At 70.4% G+C, this 20,650-nt stretch carries 12 protein-coding genes; 1 reads left to right on the forward strand and 11 read right to left on the reverse strand.

The window, feature by feature from the left end; genetic code table 11:
- Window positions 1-99 precede the first annotated feature (99 nt).
- The 4 genes from uvrC to uvrB are packed head-to-tail and all read right to left on the reverse strand — an operon-like array spanning window position 100 to window position 8,314.
- The gene (uvrC, locus tag OXR63_RS00515) at window positions 100-2,202 is read right to left on the reverse strand and encodes an excinuclease ABC subunit UvrC (protein ID WP_267419305.1); all 2,103 of its coding nucleotides are present in this window, start codon (window positions 2,200-2,202) and stop codon (window positions 100-102) included.
- A complete protein-coding gene (gene uvrA, locus OXR63_RS00520; RefSeq protein ID WP_267419306.1) occupies window positions 2,203-5,268 on the reverse strand; it encodes an excinuclease ABC subunit UvrA in 3,066 nt (1,021 codons plus the stop codon). It abuts the gene before it with no gap.
- A gap of 48 nt (window positions 5,269-5,316) precedes the next feature.
- A complete protein-coding gene (locus OXR63_RS00525) occupies window positions 5,317-6,234 on the reverse strand; it encodes an SDR family NAD(P)-dependent oxidoreductase (protein WP_267419308.1) in 918 nt (305 codons plus the stop codon).
- On the reverse strand, window positions 6,224-8,314 hold the full coding sequence (gene uvrB, locus OXR63_RS00530) for an excinuclease ABC subunit UvrB (RefSeq protein ID WP_267419310.1): 2,091 nt from the start codon (window positions 8,312-8,314) through the stop codon (window positions 6,224-6,226). Before uvrB ends, OXR63_RS00525 begins: the two co-directional genes overlap by 11 nt.
- Window positions 8,315-8,533: 219 nt before the next feature.
- Between uvrB and OXR63_RS00535 the strand changes: the two genes are divergently transcribed.
- Complete coding sequence (locus OXR63_RS00535) at window positions 8,534-9,859, forward strand: MFS transporter (protein ID WP_267419312.1); 1,326 nt, start codon at window positions 8,534-8,536, stop codon at window positions 9,857-9,859.
- A 52-nt stretch (window positions 9,860-9,911) separates the two neighbouring features.
- Here the strand turns inward: OXR63_RS00535 and OXR63_RS00540 are convergent, their stop codons facing one another.
- The 7 genes from OXR63_RS00540 to polA form a co-directional block, all read right to left on the reverse strand.
- On the reverse strand, window positions 9,912-11,102 hold the full coding sequence (locus tag OXR63_RS00540) for an acyltransferase (protein WP_267419313.1): 1,191 nt from the start codon (window positions 11,100-11,102) through the stop codon (window positions 9,912-9,914).
- On the reverse strand, window positions 11,099-12,685 hold the full coding sequence (locus tag OXR63_RS00545) for a class I adenylate-forming enzyme family protein (RefSeq protein ID WP_267419314.1): 1,587 nt from the start codon (window positions 12,683-12,685) through the stop codon (window positions 11,099-11,101). Before OXR63_RS00545 ends, OXR63_RS00540 begins: the two co-directional genes overlap by 4 nt.
- 63 nt (window positions 12,686-12,748) lie before the next feature.
- Window positions 12,749-13,807, reverse strand: coding sequence for a BPSS1187 family protein (locus OXR63_RS00550; RefSeq protein ID WP_267419315.1), 1,059 nt, complete (start codon window positions 13,805-13,807; stop codon window positions 12,749-12,751).
- Complete coding sequence (coaE, locus tag OXR63_RS00555) at window positions 13,804-14,415, reverse strand: dephospho-CoA kinase (RefSeq protein WP_267419316.1); 612 nt, start codon at window positions 14,413-14,415, stop codon at window positions 13,804-13,806. Before coaE ends, OXR63_RS00550 begins: the two co-directional genes overlap by 4 nt.
- Window positions 14,416-14,514: 99 nt before the next feature.
- Window positions 14,515-15,972, reverse strand: coding sequence for a 30S ribosomal protein S1 (gene rpsA, locus OXR63_RS00560; RefSeq protein ID WP_194625559.1), 1,458 nt, complete (start codon window positions 15,970-15,972; stop codon window positions 14,515-14,517).
- Between the two features lie 184 nt (window positions 15,973-16,156).
- Entirely contained in the window at window positions 16,157-17,836 is a 1,680-nt protein-coding gene (locus OXR63_RS00565) for a DUF885 domain-containing protein (protein ID WP_267419317.1), read from the reverse strand.
- Window positions 17,837-17,895: 59 nt separating this feature from the next.
- Complete coding sequence (polA, locus tag OXR63_RS00570) at window positions 17,896-20,568, reverse strand: DNA polymerase I (RefSeq protein WP_267419318.1); 2,673 nt, start codon at window positions 20,566-20,568, stop codon at window positions 17,896-17,898.
- Window positions 20,569-20,650: the final 82 nt, after the last annotated feature.

Below are 20,650 nucleotides of genomic sequence, written 5' to 3' on the forward strand. Positions count from 1 at the left end.
GGTGGCCCGCAGAGCGGGCCGTGGGTCTGGTGGCTCGGCGTCAAGGCTACCGTCCGGCAGGGGCGAGCGGACGGGCCGGCCTGGAGGCTCGTGGTGACGTCACGACGGCAGCGTCGGACCGTCGCTGGTCACCTCGGGGACCCGCACCGGGCCTCCCGTCCGGTCGTCCGTCTCCGTCGCGGCAGACGCGTCCGCGTCTCCGGCACTCGTCGGACCGGTCGGGCTCGTCGGCTCGGCCGGTGACTCGCCGGTCGGCGTGCTCGTCGGGACCGTCTGCAGCTTCCGGACGACCGCCGCCGCCGTCGCCGGGCCGACGCCGGGGACCACGCCGATCTCCTCGGCGGTGGCACCGCGGAGCCGCGCGACGGAGCCGAAGTGCTTCAGCAGCGCGCTGACCCGGCTCGGGCCGAGGCCCGGGATCTCGGACAGCTGCGTGCGGACGTCGCGCTTGCGACGGCCACGCTGGTGCGTGATCGCGAAGCGGTGCGCCTCGTCGCGGATGCGCTGGATGAGGAACAGGGCCTCCGAGTTGCGCGGCAGGATCACCGGGAAGTCGTCGTCGGGCAGCCAGAGCTCCTCGAGCCGCTTGGCGATGCCGACGAGTGCGATGTCGGTGACGCCGGCCTCGTCCATCGCGCGCTTGGCGGCCGCCACCTGGGGCTGGCCGCCGTCGACGATGAGCAGCTGCGGGCGGTACGCGAAGCGCTTCGTCGGCTTCTCCACCGCCACGACCCCGTCGGCGTTGTGGTCGGGCTGGTCCGGCAGCTCGGCGTCCTCGTCGAGCCGCGCGAGCCGACGGGTGAGCACCTGGTGCATGCTGTCGGTGTCGTCGCGGGTCTCGGCGATCGAGTAGCGGCGGTACTGGTCCTTGCGCGGCAGGCCGTCCTCGAACACCACCATCGAGGCCACCACGTTCGTGCCCTGCAGGTGCGAGATGTCGTAGCACTCCATGCGCAGCGGTGCCTCGGACATCCCGAGGGCCTCCTGGATGTCCGCCAGGGCCGCGGCGCGGGTGGTGTAGTCGGCCGAGCGCTTGGTCTTGTAGAGCATGAGGGCCTGCTTCGCGTTCTGCGAGGCCGTGCGGGCAAGGCCTGCCCGTTCTCCGCGCTGGGCGGTGCTGAGCTTCGTGCCGCGCCCACCACGGCGGTCGCTGAGCCACTGCTGCAGGGCGTCGGCGTCCTCGGGGAGCTCGGGCACGACGACCTCGCGCGGCGGCTCCTCCATGCTCGGACTGGTGAGGGCACCGGCGGTCTGGGGTGCCAGCTCGCCGTCGGCGTAGACGCCCTGGACGATCTGCTCGACGAGGTCGCCGGTGCTGATGTCGAGCTCCTTGTCCACGACCCATCCCCGGACACCGCGGATGCGTCCGCCGCGGACGGAGAACAGCTGGACCGCCGCCGCGAGCTCGTCCTCGGCGATGCCGAACAGGTCGAGGTCGACCGAGTCCTTCAGCACCACGGCGGACTTCTCGAGCACGGCTTCGAGGGCCTCGACCTGGTCGCGGAACCGGGCGGCCTGCTCGTACTGCATCGCGTCGGACGACGCCCCCATCCGCTGCCGGAGCTGCGTGATGATCCGGCGGTCGTAGCTGCCCATGAAGCGGACGAACTCCTCGACCATCGCGCGGTGCTCGGCGATGGTGACGCGCTGCGAGCACGGCCCGCCGCACTTGCCGATCTGCCCGGGGAAGCACGGCTTGCCCGTCTGCATGGCGCGCTTGTAGGACGAGTCCGAGCACGTGCGGATCGGGAAGACCTTGATCATCAGGTCGATGGTGTCGTGCACGGCCCAGATCTTCGGGTACGGACCGAAGTACTTCGCCCCACGGATCTTCCGGTTGCGCGTCACCATCACCCTCGGGGCTTCGTCGCCGAGGGTGATCGCCATGTACGGGTACGACTTGTCGTCCCGGAACTTGACGTTGAAGGGCGGGTCGAACTCCTTGATCCAGGTGTACTCGAGCTGCAGGGCCTCGATGTCGGAGCCGACGGTCGTCCACTCGACGCTCCTGGCGGTGAGCACCATCCGCCGTGTGCGTTCGTGGAGCGTGGGCAGCGGGGCGAAGTAGTTGCTCAGGCGCGCGCGGAGGTTCTTCGCCTTGCCGACGTAGAGCACCCGGCCGTTGCCGTCACGCCACCGGTAGACGCCCGGGTCGGTCGGGATCTCCCCCGCCTTCGGCCGCCACGAGACGGTGTCCGTCACCTACCGAGCACCAGCCTTCTGCTTGTCGGCGGCGCTGCCGCGCTTGAGCGAGCCGAGCGTGGTCTCGTCGACCGTGCGGGCGCCGACGGAGCGCTCCTTGCCGACGCGGGCGTCCTGGGCCTCGAAGATCTCGCGGAGGAACACCCCCGTGTGGCTCTCGGGGACCTCGGCGATGTGCTCGGGGGTGCCCACGGCGAGGACCGTGCCACCACCGGAGCCGCCCTCGGGCCCCATGTCGATGACCCAGTCGGCGGACTTGATGACGTCGAGGTTGTGCTCGATCGTGATGACGGTGTTGCCCTTGTCGACCAGGCTCTGCAGCACGAGGAGCAGCTTGCGGACGTCCTCGAAGTGCAGACCGGTCGTCGGCTCGTCGAGCACGTAGACCGTGCGGCCGTTCGAGCGGCGCTGCAGCTCGGTCGCGAGCTTGACGCGCTGGGCCTCTCCGCCGGACAGGGTGGTCGCGCTCTGCCCGAGGCGGACGTAGCCCAGCCCGACGTCGACGAGGGTGGCCATGTAGCGGTGGATCGCGGAGATCGGCTCGAAGAACTCGGCGGCCTCGCTGATGGGCATGTCGAGGACCTCGGAGATGTCCTTGCCCTTGTAGTGGACCTGCAGCGTCTCGCGGTTGTAGCGCGCACCGCCGCAGACCTCGCACGCGACGTAGACGTCGGGCAGGAAGTTCATCTCGATCTTGATGGTGCCGTCACCGGAGCAGTTCTCGCAGCGACCGCCCTTGACGTTGAAGCTGAAGCGGCCGGGCAGGTACCCGCGTGCCTTGGCCTCGGTCGTCTCGGCGAAGAGCCCGCGGATGCGGTCGAAGACGCCGGTGTAGGTCGCCGGGTTCGAGCGCGGGGTGCGACCGATCGGGGCCTGGTCGACGTGCACGACCTTGTCGAGCTGGTCGAGGCCCTTGACGCGGGTGTGCTTGCCGGCGATGTGCCGGGCACCGTTGAGCTGGTTCGCGAGCACCTTGTAGAGGATGTCGTTGACCAGCGTCGACTTGCCCGACCCGCTGACGCCCGTCACCGCGGTGAACACGCCGAGCGGGAAGTCGGCGTCGACCTCCTGCAGGTTGTTGGCGCGGGCACCCTGCACGCTGATGACGCGCTTGCGGTTGACCTTGCGGCGCGACGCGGGCATCTCGATCGCGCGACGACCGGCGAGGTAGTCCCCGGTGATCGACTCGCGGTTCTCGATCATGTCGGCGTAGGAGCCCGAGTGCACGACGTTGCCGCCGTTCACCCCGGCGCCGGGACCGATGTCGACGACCCAGTCCGCGGTGCGGATGGTGTCCTCGTCGTGCTCGACGACGATGAGCGTGTTGCCGAGGTTCTTGAGCTTGACGAGGGTGTCGATGAGTCGACGGTTGTCGCGCTGGTGCAGCCCGATGCTCGGCTCGTCGAGGACGTAGAGCACGCCGGTCAGGCCGGAGCCGATCTGGGTCGCCAGGCGGATGCGCTGGGCCTCTCCACCGGAGAGCGACCCGGCGCCACGGGACAGGGTGAGGTAGTTCAGGCCGACCTCGAGCAGGAACTCGAGTCGGGCGCGGATCTCCCGCAGGACGGCCGCGGCGATGTGGGCTTCGCGGTCGGTGAGCGACAGGGTGTCCATGAACGCGTAGGCGTCGTCGAGGCTGAGCTGGGTGACGTCCGCGATGCTGTGGTCGGCGACGGTGACGCCGAGGACCTCGGGCTTCAGACGGGTGCCGTCGCAGACGGGGCAGGGGACCTCGCGCAGGTACCCCTGGAAGCGCTGCCGCTGCGAGTCCGACTCGGCCTCGGCGAACTTGCGCTCGATGTAGGGCATGACGCCCTCGAACCCGCTGGTGTAGCGCATCTCACGGCCGAAGCGGTTGCGCCAGGACACCGACACCTCGAAGTCCTTGCCGGTGAGGATCGCGGCCTGCACCGTCGGGTCGAGCTGGTTCCACGGGGTGTCGAGCTTGAAGCCGAGCTCCTTGCCGAGGCCGCCGAGCAGCTTCTCGAAGTAGGAGTAGAGCCCACTCGTGCCGGTCCAGGGCAGCAGGACGCCGCCGGACAGCGTTGCCTCTGGATCACCGAGCACGAGGTCGGGGTCGACGGACATCCGCGTGCCGAGGCCGGAGCACTCCGGGCAGGCACCGAACGGCGCGTTGAACGAGAACGTGCGGGGCTCGATCTCGGTGAGCGCGAGGGGGTGGTTGTTCGGGCAGGACAGGTTCTCGGAGTAGGTCCGGACGGCGCCGGGCCCCTCGTGGTCCACGAGGTCGATCGCCACCGTGCCGTTGGTCAGGCGCAGCGCGGTCTCGAGGGAGTCCGTCAGGCGACCGAGGATGTCGTCGCTCGCCACCAGGCGGTCGATGATGACCGAGATGTCGTGCTTGACCTGCTTCTTCAGCGTGGGCGGGCTGTTCAGCTGGATCCGCTCGCCGTCGACGATCGCGCGGGAGTAGCCGGACGCCGCGAGCTCCTGGAAGAGGTCGACGAACTCGCCCTTCTTCTTCGACACGATCGGCGCGAGGACCTGGAACCGGGTGCCGGTCTCCTGCGTCATCAGCTGGTCGGCGATCTGCTGCACGCTCTGCTTGCTGATGACCTCTCCGCAGACGGGGCAGTGCGGGATGCCGATGCGCGCCCAGAGCAGGCGCATGTAGTCGTAGACCTCGGTGATCGTGCCGACGGTCGAGCGCGGGTTGCGGTTCGTCGACTTCTGGTCGATCGACACCGCGGGCGAGAGGCCCTCGATGAAGTCGACGTCGGGGCGGTCGACCTGCCCGAGGAACTGGCGCGCGTACGCCGACAGCGACTCGACGTAGCGACGCTGCCCCTCGGCGAAGATCGTGTCGAACGCCAGCGAGGACTTCCCCGAGCCGGACAGGCCCGTGAACACGACGAGCGAGTCGCGTGGGATCTCGAGGTCGACGTCACGGAGGTTGTGCACGCGCGCACCACGGACGCTGAGCGTCGACGTGCTGTGCGGAGCGGTGCCGCCGGGGAGGTGCAGGTCTGCAGGCTCGAGGTCCGCGGATTCGCCGAAGGCGTTCCGGCCGGAGGTCGCGGAGTCGCGGTCAGAAGTGATGGTCATCACCGACGATTGTACGAACCGGCTCCGACATTCGCCGACCCGAGCGCCTCACCCGAGTGCGTCGAGAGCGAACGCCACCCCGGAGACCTGCTCGCTGGCGTGCCAGAGCCGTGCCGCCTGGGTCCGGTCGTGGGCCCGGGGCTCCGCACGCACGACGGCGGCGGGTCCGCGCAGCTGGAACACACCGCTCGGCCCCCAGTACTCCCCCGAGCGGACGTCGTCACCGACGGCCGCGTGGACGAGCGGCAGCGCGCCGGCGTCCTTGCCCTGGGCGTACAGGCGCTGACCCGGGTGGGTCCAGCCGGGTTCGCTCCGTGCTGGTGCGACGTCCGGGCGCGCGGGCGAGAGGGCCTCGAGCGCCAGCCCCGGGTGCGCGACGACGCTCGAGACCGGGGAGCCAGCGTCCGCCAGCCGCTGCGCCAGCTCGAAGCCGAAGAGCATCACCGCGAGCTTGCTGCGGCCGTACTGGCGGTAGCTCGAGTAGTGCCCGACGCGCAGGGGGTCGGTGTGGTCGAGCGACGCCCAGCGGTGGGCGATGGACCCGAGGTGCACGACGCGCCCGCCGGTGCGTTCGAGGAGCGGCAGGACCAGGCCGGTGAGTGCGAAGTGCCCGAGGTGGTTCGTCCCGACCTGCAGCTCGACGCCCTGCGCGGTGGAGCGCTCCGTGCTCGACCCGACGACGCCCGCGTTGTTCACCAGCGCGTCGATCGGCCCCAGCGCCTGGAGCTCGTCGGCGGCCGTGCGGACGCTGTCGAGGTCCGCGAGGTCGACGTGCAGCTGCGTGAGGTCCGCCGTCGGCACGTGCTGCCGGATGCTCCGCTCCGCTGCTGCTGCCCGTTCGGGGCTGCGGGTCGCGAGCACGACGCGGTGCCCGGCGCGCGCCAGCTGCTCGGCCGCGTGGTACCCGAGCCCGGCGCTCGCGCCCGTGACCACGACGGTCCTTGCCGCGCTGCCCTCAGTTGACATGCCCGGCGGACTCCATCTGCCGGAGCGCCTTCTTGAGGTCCTGGACCTCGTCGCGCAGACGTCCCGCCAGCTCGAACTTCAGCTCGGCTGCTGCCTGCAGCATCTGGTCGTTGAGGTCGGCGATCGTGGCCTCGAGCTGGGTGGCGCCCTCGCCGGCGATGCCCGTGCGCTTGAGGTTCGGCGTCGGGGCACGACGGCCGTCGCGCACGCCGCCACCGCGGCGCTCGAGGAGCTCCTTGGTGTCCTCGTTCTCCCGGTTGAGCTGCTCGGTGATGTCGCCGATCTTCTTCCGGAGCGGCTGCGGGTCGATGCCGTGCTCGAGGTTGTAGGCCACCTGCTTCTCGCGGCGTCGGTCGGTCTCCTCGATCGCCTGGGTCATCGAGGCGGTCATCTTGTCGGCGTACATGAGCACCTGACCGGAGACGTTGCGCGCCGCACGGCCGATGGTCTGGATGAGCGACGTGGCCGAGCGCAGGAAGCCCTCCTTGTCGGCGTCGAGGATCGCCACGAGGGAGACCTCGGGCAGGTCGAGGCCTTCACGGAGCAGGTTGATGCCGACGAGCACGTCGTAGACGCCCTGCCGGAGCTCGGTCAGGAGCTCGACGCGCTTCAGCGTGTCGACGTCGGAGTGCAGGTACCGGACACGGACCCCGGCGTTGCCGAGGAAGTCGGTCAGCTCCTCGGCCATGCGCTTGGTCAGCGTCGTGACGAGGACGCGCTCGTCCTTGTCGACGCGCTGCTGGATCTCCTCGAGCAGGTCGTCGATCTGGCCGTCGGAGGGCTTCACGACGATCTCGGGGTCGATCAGGCCCGTCGGGCGGATGATCTGCTCGACGACGCTGTCGGTGATCCCGAGCTCGTACTTGCCGGGGGTCGCCGACAGGAAGACCTTCTGCCCGGCGCGCTCGAGGAACTCCTCCCACTTCAGCGGGCGGTTGTCCATCGCACTGGGGAGCCGGAAGCCGTGCTCGACCAGGGTGCGCTTGCGGGAGGCGTCACCCTCGTACATCGCGCCGATCTGCGGCACGGTGACGTGGGACTCGTCAATCACGATGAGGAAGTCGTCGGCGAAGTAGTCGAGGAGGCAGTGGGGGGCCTCTCCTGGCATCCGACCGTCGACGTGTCGGGAGTAGTTCTCGATGCCCGAGCAGAACCCGATCTGCTCCATCATCTCGATGTCGAACGTGGTGCGCATGCGGAGCCGCTGGGCCTCGAGCAGCTTCCCCTGGCCCTCGAGCTCGGCGAGGCGCTCGGCCAGCTCTTCCTTGATGGTGCCGATCGCCCGGTGCATGACGTCGGTGTCCGCCACGTAGTGCGACGCGGGGAAGATCGAGACCGCGGGGAGGTCGTCGATGACGGTGCCGGTCAGGGGGTGCAGCGAGCTGAGGGCTTCGATCTCGTCGCCGAACATCTCGATGCGGATCGCGTGCTCTTCGTACATCGGGATGATCTCGATGGTGTCGCCGCGCACGCGGAAGGTGCCGCGGGCGAAGTCGACGTCGTTGCGCTGGTACTGCATGGCGACGAAGCGGCGGACGAGCTGGTCGCGGGAGATCTCCTGCCCGACCGACAGCGCCACCGAGGCGTTCATGTACTGCTCGGGCGTCCCGAGACCGTAGATGCAGGACACGGTCGACACCACGACGACGTCGCGCCGGCTGAGCAGCGAGTTCGTCGTGGAGTGTCGGAGGCGCTCGACCTCGGCGTTGACCGAGGAGTCCTTCTCGATGAAGGTGTCCGTCTGCGGGACGTAGGCCTCTGGTTGGTAGTAGTCGTAGTACGAGACGAAGTACTCGATCGCGTTCTCCGGCAGCAGGCTGCGGAACTCCGTCGCGAGCTGGGCCGCGAGGGTCTTGTTGTGCGCGAGCACGAGGGTCGGACGCTGCACCTGCTCGATGAGCCAGGCGGTCGTCGCCGACTTGCCCGTACCGGTCGCGCCGAGGAGCACGACGTCGGTCTCACCCGCGTTGATGCGCCCCGCGAGCTCGGCGATCGCGGCGGGCTGGTCACCGCTCGGCGAGTACTCGCTGATCACCTCGAACGGACGGACCGAGCGCACCGGTTTGACTGCAACTGCCATGCGTCAATGCTAAGCGCGCCCACCGACAGCGATCCGGCTTCTCGCCCAGGGCGTACCCCCGCGTGCACCGCGTGCACCGCACAGGCCCGATCCCCGTCGGTCCGTCCGGCGTATCGTCCGCGGAGAGCACCCTCCAAGGACGCTGATAGGGACCGCTCCTACCGTTCCGTCTGTTCAGCAACGACCCGACCGCACCCCCCGGCGAAGAGGCACCCACCCATGACCACGGCGACCCCCGCCGCACCAGCCAAGGGCACACCGTTCCGCGGACGCATCCGCGGCCGAGTGCTCCTGCTGCTCTGCTTCATGTACGCGATCTCGTACATCGACCGCACCAACATCTCGACCGCGCTCCCCCACATCACCGAGGAGTTCGGCTTCAACGAGACCACCGCCGGTGTGATCGTGGCCGCGTTCTCGCTGCCCTACGCCCTGCTCCAGGTGTTCGGCGGGACGATCAGCGAGAAGTTCGGCCCCCGCAAGGCCCTCTTCGTCATCACCGTGATCTGGGGTGTGGCGACGCTCTGGACCGGGTTCGCCGTGGGCTTCTGGACGCTGTTCGCCGCCCGCGCCCTGCTCGGGCTGAGCGAGGCGGCCGCGTTCCCCACCGCCACGCAGGCGATGAGCCGCTGGATCCCCCGCGACCGGAACGGCTTCGCCCAGGGCGTCGTGCACTCGGCGGCGCGGCTCGGCAACGCCCTCGCGCCCCTCGTCGTCGCGTACTTCATCGCGATCAGCGGCTGGCGGTTGGCCTTCTTCGCCACCGCGGTGCTCTCCTTCGCGTGGGCCATCGCCTGGTGGTTCCTGTTCCGGGACAAGCCCGAGTCGGCGAAGGGCATCACCCAGGTCGAGCTCGACGAGCTCCCGCCGGTGGCGACCCGCGCGACGCGTCCGCCCGTGCCGTGGGGGCAGCTGGCGAAGCAGATCCTGCCCGTCACCTTCGTGGACTTCGGCTACGGCTGGACGCTCTGGGTGTTCCTCACCTGGCTGCCGACGTTCCTCAGCTCGACCTACGGCCTGGCGATCGGCGACTTCGCCCTGTTCACCACGCTCATCCTGCTCGCGGGCGTCGTCGGGGACACCGTCGGCGGCATGCTCAGCGACCGGATCATCCACCGCGGCGGCGACACCAGGAACGCCCGGCGAGCGATCCTCGTCGTCGGGCTCGGCGGGTCGCTCCTCTGCCTGGTGCCGCTCGTGATCGGGCAGGGGCTGCTCGTGGCGACGATCTCGCTCGCCCTCTCGTTCTTCTTCCTCGAGCTCTGCAACGCCAACCTCTGGGCGATCCCGATGGACGTCGCGCCGCAGTGGTCCGGGACGGCGTCCGGCTTCATGAACACGGGCTTCGGCGTCGCCGGAGTGCTCTCGCCCATCGTCTTCGGGGTGCTCGTCGACGCGTCCGGGTGGCAGTTGCCGTTCGCGCTGTCCTGCGTGCTGCTCGGCGCCGCGGCCGTCGTGGCGTGGTTCATGAAGCCGCAGCGACTCACCTCCACCGACGGGGTGCTGGAGGTCGGCGTCCCGAAGGCCGAGCAGCGCTCAGCCTGACCACAGGACGGACGGGAGGCTCGGGGCGGCGCCGCTCCGATCCTCCAGTCCGTCAGCGGGTCACCGCGCGCTTCGCGGCTCGGGCCTGCCGGGCCGCCCGCGCGGAGAGGGACGGCCGTCCCGTCAGCGGCACGCTGAGCGGTGTCCAGCGGAAGGCCTCGGTGACGGCGACGGCGAGCACCACGACGAGCAGGTACGTCACGAGGGTGAGCCAGGGCTTCGGCACGAGGGCCTCGAGCGGGCTGGAGCCGTACAGCAGGAGCCAGATCACCAGCGGGTGGCTCAGGAAGATGCCGAACGAGCGGTCCGAGGCGTAGTCGACGACCCGTGCCAGCCGGCTGCCGGCGACGCGACGGTCAGCCCAGGCGGCGCCGGCGGCGAGGAACCCGAGGAAGACGAGGGTGCTCCAGACCACCTCGACGGGCTGCAGGGGGGTGCCGGCCTTGTAGGGCGAGTCCCCGAGCGCCATCTGCACGACGTACACGACGAGCGTCAGCACCGCACCGCCGAGGAACGCCCACCCGATCGCCCGCCGGTGGGTGCGTACGAACCCGAGGAACCCCTCGGCGTGGTCGGCCGCGATCGCCCCGGAGACGATGAAGAAGACGTACGAGAAGAAGAACTGCTTCTGGTAGCCGTGCATCCACGCGTCGGTCGAGGGGAAGTACTTGTAGCCGGCGAAGACGACGAGCTGCACGAGCAGACTGACGACGAGCACCGCGACGTGGTGGCGGCGCGTGGTCCGCACGAGCCACATGATCGCCGGCAGCAGCAGGTACACCTGCATCGTCACGAGCAGGAAGTACAGGTGGTACTTCGCGGTCCCCGTGACGATGCCGGTGGCGTACGTCTCGACGAGCGCCGGCACGTCGCCGCGTTGGCCCGAGTCGAGCAGCCATGCGGAGGCGACGTAGACGAACGACCACGCCAGGTACGGCACCCCGACGAGCAGGAACCGCTTCGGCCAGAACACCGACATCGGCTTCGGACGGATCGACCAGCTGTAGACGAGCACGAACGCGGTGAGGGTGAAGAACACCAGCCGGGTGAAGTGCAGGAGCGCGAGGAGCCCGGCGAGCCCGAGGTCGTCCGACGCCATCGTGTGGCTCGTCGTGTGCACGCCGATCACGCACGCGAACGTCAGGATGCGGAGGACGTCGATCTCGTAGAGGTGCCGCGGACGGCCCTCGGCGGTGCGGGTCGGGGTCCTGACCCCCGTGCCCGGCGCCGTGGTCGTGCTCACGGTGTCTCCGCCATGCCGCGGACCCGGGCGCGCTGGATCTTGCCGGTGGGGGCGCGGGGCAGGTCGGGCACGACGATGATCTCCACCGGGCGGCGGAAGCGGGTCAGGGACCGTTCGGCGCGGGCGGTGAGGTCGGCGACGAGGGCGGCGGCGTCGGCTGCGTCGCGGTCGGCGTCGTCGGCTGCGTCGCGGTCGGCGTCGCTGTGCCGTTCGTCGGCGTCGTCGTCTGGGTCCTCGTCCCGCGGCTGCGGGATGACGTACGCCACCGGCACGCTGCCGAGGACGTCGTCGGGTCGGGCCACGACCACGGCTTCGAGCACCCGCGGGTCGCCGAGCAGGACGTCCTCGACCTCGGCGGGCCAGACCTTCTCGCCCCCGCGGTTGATGACGTCGTCGGACCGACCGGCGAGCGACACCCAGCCGTCCTCGGCGACGGAGCCGACGTCCCCCGTGGCGAGCCAGCCGTCCGCGTCGAAGCGCTCGGCGGCGCGCCCGTGCAGGTAGGAGCGCACGATGCCCGGTCCGCGGACCCACAGCGCCCCGGTCGCGCCGGCCGGCAGCACGGTGCCGTCCTCGTCGCGGACCTGCACGGCGCAACCGACGGGCACCCCCACCGAGCCGGCACGGGCTGGCGCACCGAGCGGGGTGGCGGTGATCTGGCTCGCGCCCTCGGTCATGCCCCAGCTCACGACGAGCGGGACGTCACCCAGGGCGGACCGGACGGGGTCGGGCAGCGGTGCCGAGGCGCTCCGGACGAACCGCAGGCCGTCGGGGAAGTCGAGCGGCCCGGTCTTCGCGAGCACCGCGAGGATGGCCGGCACCGCGTTCAACCACGTCACACGGCGTTCGGCGAGCAGCTCCCAGAACCCGGTCCGCCGGAAGCGCCGGTCGAGCACGAGCGTGGCGCCGGCGACGAGGGTCGAGAGCAGCCCGACGACCTCGGCGTTGACGTGGAACAGCGGCAACGAGTTGAACCCGCGGTCCTCCGGGGTCAGCCCGTTGTGCTCCGCCACGGCCCGCGCGACGAACAGCAGCTGTGACTCGGGCAGTTCGACGCCCTTCGGCGTGCCGGTCGAGCCGGAGGTGAAGAGCACCACGGACCCCTCACCGGGTGCGTCCGGCGTCGCGGTGGGCACGTCGCCGTCACGGACGTCGGACGGGAGGCCCGTGGCCGGGTCCACGCGGGCGGCCGGCGTCCCCGGGATGGTGGCGTCCTCGAGCCGGTCCGACACCACGATCGAGGCGCCACCGAGCAGGTCCGCGAGCCGTGCCGGCTCCGTCGTCGGCTGCCCGGTGTCGACAGGGACGGCTCGGCGCCCGCTCGCGACGGCGGCGAGGTGCACGACGGCGAACGCGAGCGGGTCCCCCACGTCGACGAGCACGGCGCCGGAGTCGGGTACGCCGATCACGTCGAAGGTCGAGGACCAGGCGGCGACGGCGGTCTCCAGGTCGCCGTGGCGGAGGACCCGGTCGGAGCGGGCGTCCTCGAGGAACACCCGGTCGGGGTCATCGGTGGCACGCTGACGGATCAGGGCGCGGAGGCTGCCGGGGGTCGGCGAGTGGGGGTCGCGGTCGTGCTGCACCCTGCCACGCTAATCCCGGATCCTATGACCGTCCGTCAGGGACCGGCTGTCACGGACCGCGTGTCAGGGACTGGTCTGCGTGGGCAGGGGGAAGCGTCGCAGCAGCCACTGCCAGAGCGCGATCAGGCGGGGCTGCCCGTCGGCGTCGAGTGGCGTCGTGTCCTTGATGATGCGGGAGTGCGACTGCGCCGGCGTCCCGATGCGGATGTCGGTGAGGATCGCGTGCGGGTACCAGCCCTGCGGTGGGGCCGCGGTGTCGGTGCGCCACGGTTCGGCCGGTCCGCCGGGGGTCGCCGGGACGTCGAGACCGAGTGCCGTCCACGACCCGCGGATCCGCGGTCCGAACTCGTCGCGGACGTCGTCCACGGCGTACATCCGCGACGCCGGGGTCTGCCCGGGGCGGTCCATCCAGGCGGCGTGCACCGGCCCGAGCGACTCCACCGGGGACGAGAACATGAGCGCGCCGAGGACCGGGCGGACGTGCGCGATGTAGGCGGCCTCGCCCCCGCCCTGCGAGTGTCCGGCCACGACGATGTCGTCCCAGGCGATGTCCTCGTTCGCGGCGACGAAACGGCCCCACCCGCCCTTCGGGTCCACGTCGTCGAGGTGCGCGATCGCGTCGCGGAAGCGCGAGACGATCGACCCCGCCGGGGACACCGCGCTGTACTCCGACTGCCGGGTGCCGTCGAACCGGTTCCGCTGGACCGTGCCGTAGCAGTGCGGGTCGGCCTCGCACGTGCCGGAGAGGGTCTTGCCGAGGTTCCAGTAGTCGAGCCCGAGCACGTGGTAGCCGTCGCCGAGCGCGGTCGTCAGGAACCGCTGGTAGTCGGCGGGCCGGGCGCGCGTCGCCGGCAGGAACAGCAGCAGCGGCCCGTCGGACGCGGTCCTGGCGGCGAAGTCGTCCCGGTTCGGTTCGAGCCGCTCGCCGTCGATCGCTCCGAGTCGGAAGCGGTGGAACTCGTCCTGGGGCCCACGTGCGTCGCTCCGGGGGCGGGCGTGCGCGGGTTCACGGCCGTGGTCCGCCACGCGCTGCCCGGCGAGCACGTTCGCCGCGACGAGGGTGCCGAGCCCGATCGCGACGAGGACCACCGCGGCGACGACGAGCAGCAGCCGGTGCTTCATCTGGGCTCGGGTGCGACCACGGCCCAGACCTCGTCCGCCGAGCGGATCGTGTCCTCGAGCGTGCCGGTGGCGTCGACGACGTGGTCGGCCAGGGCGAGGCGGTCGGCGTCGCTCGCCTGCGCGCCGACGCGACGCTCCGCCTCCTGACGGCTCATCCCGCGGTGCTGCACGAGGCGCTCGATCCGCAACGCCGCCGGGGCGTCGACGACCACGACCGCGTCGAACCGCAGCGGGCGGGTCCCGCGGGCCTCGGCCAGGAGCGGGACGTCGTACACCACCACCGCGTCCGGGTCGGCCTGCTCGGCGGCGTCGAACGCGGCCTGGGCGAGTCGCCAGACCTCGGGGTGGGTGATGGCCTCGAGGTCCCTGCGCGCCGCGGGGTCGGAGAACACTATGGTGCCGAGGGCCGGGCGGTCGAGCGATCCGTCCGCCGCGAGCACCGAGGGACCGAAGCGCTCCGCGACCTGCTGGAGCCCCGGGCTGCCGGGTGCGACGGCGTCCCGAGCCAGGCGATCCGCGTCGACGACGACGGCGCCGTGCTCCGCCCAACGAGCCGAGACGGTCGACTTCCCCGCGGCGATGCCGCCCGTGAGTCCGATGATGCGCACGGCGACCAGCCTAGGCGTCGGTCCCCCACGAACGCCGGAAGCCCGGCACCCCCTGAGGGATGCCGGGCTTCCGGTGCGTTCAGTTGCTGCTGAGCTCGATCAGTTGGTCGAGCTGAGCTTCTCGCGGAGCGCCGCGAGCGAGGCGTCGTCGGCCAGGGTGCCCTGGCCGGCCTGCTCGGTGGTGAACGACGAGGACGCGCTGGCCGGGAGGTCGAAGGTACCGGTGGCCTCGTCCGTGAGGGACTTGGCGACCTGTGCCTTGTGGGCCTCCCAACGGCCCTGGGCGGCCGCGTACTGGCCTTCCCAGACCTCGCGCTGTGCGTCGTAGCCCTCGAGCCACTCGTTGGTCTCCGGGTCGAAGCCCTCGGGGTACTTGTAGTCACCCTTGTCGTCGTACTCGGTCGGCATGCCGTAGAGAGCCGGGTCGAACTCGGCGCTCTCCGGGTCGACGCCCTCGTTGGCCTGCTTGAGGCTGAGCGAGATGCGACGACGGTCGAGGTCGATGTCGATGATCTTCACGAAGACCTCGTCACCGACGGAGACGACCTGCTCGGCGAGCTCGACGTGCTTGTTCGAGAGCTCCGAGATGTGGACCAGGCCCTCGATGCCGTCCGCGACGCGGACGAAGGCACCGAACGGCACGAGCTTCGTGACCTTGCCCGGCGCGATCTGACCGATCGCGTGGGTGCGGGCGAAGACCTGCCAGGGGTCCTCCTGCGTGGCCTTGAGCGAGAGCGACACGCGCTCGCGGTCCAGGTCCACCTCGAGGATCTCGACGGTGACTTCCTGACCGACCTCGACGACCTCGCTGGCGTGCTCGATGTGCTTCCAGCTGAGCTCGGAGACGTGGACGAGACCGTCGACGCCGCCGAGGTCGACGAACGCACCGAAGTTGACGATCGACGAGACGACGCCCTTGCGGACCTGGCCCTTGTGGAGGTTGTTCAGGAACGTGGTGCGCGACTCGGACTGCGTCTGCTCGAGCAGTGCACGACGCGAGAGCACGACGTTGTTGCGGTTCTTGTCGAGCTCGAGGATCTTGGCCTCGATCTCCTGGCCGAGGTACGGCGTGAGGTCGCGGACGCGGCGGAGCTCGATGAGCGATGCCGGGAGGAAGCCACGGAGACCGATGTCCACGATGAGGCCACCCTTGACGACCTCGATGACGGTGCCGGTGACGACCCCGTCGGACTCCTTGATCTTCTCGACGTCGCCCCACGCACGCTCGTACTGCGCGCGCTTCTTCGACAGGATGAGGCGGCCTTCCTTGTCCTCCTTCTGGAGGACCAGGGCCTCGACCTCGTCACCGACGTTGACGACCTCGTTGGGGTCGACGTCGTGCTTGATCGAGAGCTCGCGCGAGGGGATGACACCCTCGGTCTTGTACCCGACGTCGAGGAGGACCTCGTCGCGGTCGATCTTCACGACGGTGCCGGAGATGAGATCGCCGTCGTTGAAGAACTTCAGGGTCTTCTCGACCTCGGCCAGGAAGTCATCAGCCGAACCGATGTCGTTGATGGCGACCTGCTTAGGAGCCTTGGTCGTAGTGGTTGTCATGTAGAGATTGCTCCGAACGGACATGAGTCGGGCCAGGGCGACGCGGGGACAGTGCCCGCATGCTGCCGCCGTGGCGGTGGATTGTGGTGACGCGGATTGCGCCGCACAAGTCTAACCGGTGCGCTCGACCCCTCACAAGCGGGGCAGGGTGCGTGTCGCGGCCGTCCGTGCGGGGTGCCCGGGGTCAGTCGAGCAGCGCCGACCGGAGGGTGTCGAGGCCGACCCCGCCGAGTGCCAGCGCGCGGTGGTGGAACGCCTTGAGGTCGAAGTCGGCACCCTCACGAGCGGCGACCTCGTCGCGGACGGACTCCCACACGCGCTGCCCGACCTTGTAGGACGGCGCCTGCCCGGGCCACCCGAAGTACCGGGCGACCTCGAACCGCACGAACGCCGGGTCCATGTTGACGTTCTGCCCCATGAAGTCGAGGGCGTACTCCCACGTCCAGCCGCCGCCGTCCGGGTTCGTCTTCTGCAGGTGCACACCGATGTCGAGCACCACGCGGGCAGCACGCATCCGCTGACCGTCGAGCATCCCGAGGCGGTCGCCGTCGTCGTCGAGGAACCCGAGCTGCTCCATCAGGCGCTCGGCGTACAGCGCCCAGCCCTCCACGTGTCCGGAGGGGCCCGCGAGCTGCCGGCGCCAGGTGTTGAGCTCGCCCCGGTTGAAGACGGCCTGGCTGATCTGCAGGTGGTGTCCGGGGACGCCCTCGTGGTAGACCGTGGTCTTCTCCCGCCAGGTGCCGAACTCGGTGACGCCCTCCGGCACGGACCACCACATGCGGCCGGCGCGCGAGAAGTCGTCGGACGGGCCCGTGTAGTAGATGCCGCCCTCCTGCGTGGGGGCGATGCGGCACTCCAGGCGCTTGATCGGGTCCGCGATGTCGAAGTAGCGGCCGTCCATCGCCCGGATCGACTCGTCGCTGGTCTCCTGCATCCACTGGCGCAGGGCGTCGGTGCCGTGCAGGACCCGGGCGGGGTCGGCGTCGAGGACCTCGATCGCGCGGGCCACGGACGCGCCGGACTCGATCCGGTCGGCGATGCGCTCCTGCTCCTCGCGCATCCGGGCGAGCTCCTCGATGCCCCACGCGTAGGTCTCGTCGAGGTCGACCACCGCGCCGAGGAAGCGGCGGGAGTGCAGCTCGTAGTCGTCACGGCCCACGGCGTCGGTCGGCGTGGCGAGGGGCATCAGCTCGTGCTCGAGGAACCGGCCGAACGAGCGGTAGGCGGCCGCAGCGACCTCGCCACCGCGGACCAGCTCGGCACGGAGCGCCTCGGGCACCGGTGCCCCGTCGTCGAGCGCCGCGGTGGTCGCGAGCTGCCGGAAGAAGCCGTCGTCGGCACCGCTCCTGGCCATCTGCTCGGCGACGAGCTCGACCTGCCGACGGGCCGGGACGACCTGGTCCCGGGTGCCCTCGAGCAGGGTCTCGCGGAAGCCCTCGAGCGCGTCGGGCAGTGCCCGCACCCGGCTCGCGACGTCCTCCCAGTCGGAGGTGGTCGCCGTCGGCATCAGGTCGATGACCTCGCGCAGGGACTGCGCCGGGCTGGCGATGACGTTGAGGTCGCGCAGGTGCAGCTTCCGCTCGTACGACTCGACGACCAGGTCGAGTTCGGCCCCGAGGTCGGTCTTCGTGACGCGGTCGACCGCGTCGACGGGCTCGGCCGCGTCGAGGGCCCGCCGAGCCGCACGGGCCGCGTCAGCAGACGCCGCGGCGCCGGCGGGCGAGGTGTCGCCGTACTCCCCCGTGCGCCCGGGGACGCCGATGTACGTGGCGATGGTCGGGTCGAGGTCGACGAGGGTGGTCACCCAGTCCTCGGCGACCCGGTCGACGGCGGAGGGCTGGCGGACGGGACGCTCTGTGGTCATGCCCCGACCATACCGAGCCAGCGTCCACAGCCGACGCAGCGTCCACACCGGACCCTGCGTCAGTGTGCGGCGACCTCCCAGTTGGCGCCGGTGCCCACCTGCACGTCGAGCGGCACGGTCAGGTCCGCCGCCGACCCCATGCGGGCCCGCAGGATCTCCTCGACGCGCTCCTGCTCGCCGGGGGCGACCTCGAGGATCAGTTCGTCGTGCACCTGCAGCAGCAGTCGCGTGCCGAGGTCGCCGTCACGGAGGTCAGAGGCGACACCGAGCATCGCGATCTTCATGATGTCGGCGGCGGACCCCTGGATCGGCGCGTTGAGGGCGGCCCGCTCGGCGTTCTCACGCAGCACCCGGTTCGGGCTCTTGAGGTCCGGGAAGGGGCGTCGGCGGCCGAAGATCGTCTCCGTGTAGCCGTCCTCCCGCGCCTGCTCGACGACGTTCCGGAGGTAGTCCCGCACCGCACCGAAGCGGGCGAAGTACTCGGTCATCAGGGTCCGGGCTTCGCTCTGCTCGATGCGCAGCTGCTTCGACAGCCCGAAGGCGCTGAGGCCGTAGGCGAGCCCGTACGACATCGCCTTGACCTTCGTGCGCATCTCGGGGCTGACGTCCGCCGGCTCGACCCCGAACACCCGGGCGCCGACGAACCGGTGGAGGTCCTCGCCCTCGTTGAACGCCTGGACGAGCCCGGGGTCGCCGGAGAGGTGCGCCATGATCCGCATCTCGATCTGCGAGTAGTCCGCCGTCAGGAGGGTCGTGTACGGCTCGGCCACGGCGAACGCGGAGCGGATGCGGCGGCCGACGGCGGTCTTCACGGGGATGTTCTGCAGGTTCGGGTCGGTCGAGGACACCCGCCCCGTGCTCGTGCCCGTCTGCTCGTACCGGGTGTGGATGCGGCCGTCGACGACCGCGGCGTCGAGGGTGTCGACGATCTGCCGGAGCTTCGTGGCGTCACGGTGCTGCAGCAGCAGTCCGAGGAACGGGTGCGGGTGCTGCTCCTGCAGGTCCGTCAGGCTGGCGGCGTCGGTCGAGAAGCCCGTCTTGGTCTTGCGGGTCTTCGGCATCGCGAGCTCCGTGAACAGGACCTCCTGCAGCTGCTTCGGCGACCCGAGGTTGACCTCGTGGCCGATCTCCGCGAAGGCCTGCTGGGCGAGGTCGGCTGCGCGCTCCCCGAGCTCCTTCGACAGCCCGGTCAGCACCGGACGATCGATGCCGACGCCGGTGGTCTCCATCTGCGCGAGCACCGACACCAGCGGCAGCTCGATGTCGTCGAGCACGCCGAGCGACCCGGTGTCGATGCGCGCACGCAGTGCCGTCGTCACGCGGAGGACGTACCAGGCGTGCACGCCGACGTTCACCGGGGCGGTCTCGGGGACCAGCTGGTTCGGGTCGGCCGTCGGCAGTTCCTCGCCGAGCTCCTGGTAGACCAGGTCGGTCAGCGGCTGGCCCTGCTTGCCCGGGTTGGCGAGCCACCCCATGATGCGGGCGTCCCCGGCGACGCCGTTCACGGCGATGCCCGCGGTGCCGAGGGCCTTGATGGCGGCCTTGGCGTCGTGGAAGTGCTTCGGGGCGTCGGAGGCGAACCACGCCGTCAGCTGCTCGTAGTCCTTCGCGCCGCTGCCGCCGGGCACCAGCACGGCGTCGTCGTGGGTGGCGATGCCGATCGCGCTGAGGCGGCCGTCGATGACCTCCACCGCGACGCCGTAGCCGTTCTCGGCGTCGGCCGCGTTCTTGCGCTCGAGCCAGTAGCCGAGTTCCTCGTCGATGAGGGTCTTCACCGGCGGCGGGGTGATGCCCGCGTCCTCGACGCCGCCCTCCACCGCGGTCTGGTCGCTCGGCTCGCCGTTCCCCGCGACCTTGAACACGCGGTCGAGCAGCGTCCGGAACTGCAGCTTGGCGAAGAGCTCACGGACGGCGGCTTCGTCCAGAGGACGGAGCGCGACGTCGGCCGGCCCGACGGGCAGTTCGACGTCGGTGACCAGCCGGTTGAGGCGGCGGTTCCGGATGGCCCGGTCCCGCTGCTCGCGCAGGTTGTTGCCGACGACGCCCTTGATCTCGTCCGCGTGCTCGAGAACGCCCTCGAGCGAGCCGTACTGCGTGACCCACTTGACCGCGGTCTTCTCGCCGACCTTGTCGACGCCGATCAGGTTGTCGCTGGTCTCGCCGACGAGGGCGGCGACGTCCGGGTACTGGTGGGGCTCGATGCCGTACCGCTCGTAGACCTTGTCGCGGTCGTACCGCGTGAGTTCGGAAACCCCGCGGACCGACGGGTAGAGCAGCGTGACGTCGTCGTTGACGAGCTGGATCGAGTCGCGGTCACCGGAGACCACGTAGACCTGGAAGCCCTGTTCCGCCCCCTGCGAGGAGAGCGTCGCGAGGATGTCGTCGGCCTCGTAGTCCTCCTTCGTGACGGTGGTGATGCCCATGGCCTCGAGGGCCTGCTGCAGCAGCGGGATCTGCCCCTTGAACTCCGCCGGGGTCTCCGAGCGGGTGCCCTTGTACTCCGCGTACTCGCGGGTGCGGAACGAGAACCGGGAGATGTCGAACGCCACGGCGAGGTGGGTGGGCTTCTCACGCTGCAGCAGCATCAACAGCATCGAGATGAAGCCGTGGATGGCGTTCGTGTGCTGCCCGTCACGGTTGACGAAGCTGTCCACGGGCAGTGCGTAGAAGGCCCGGAAGGCGAGCGAATGGCCGTCGATGACCATGAGGGTAGGCTTTGTGGAGTCCGACACCCGGACAGCCTACCGACGCCCCCCGACACGGAAGTCAAGCGCTGTGACCGACGAACCGACCACCACCGGCACCGTCGACGAG

Origin of the sequence: Curtobacterium sp. GC_Cur_3 (assembly GCF_026544205.1) — a bacterium.
GTDB lineage: Bacteria > Actinomycetota > Actinomycetes > Actinomycetales > Microbacteriaceae > Curtobacterium.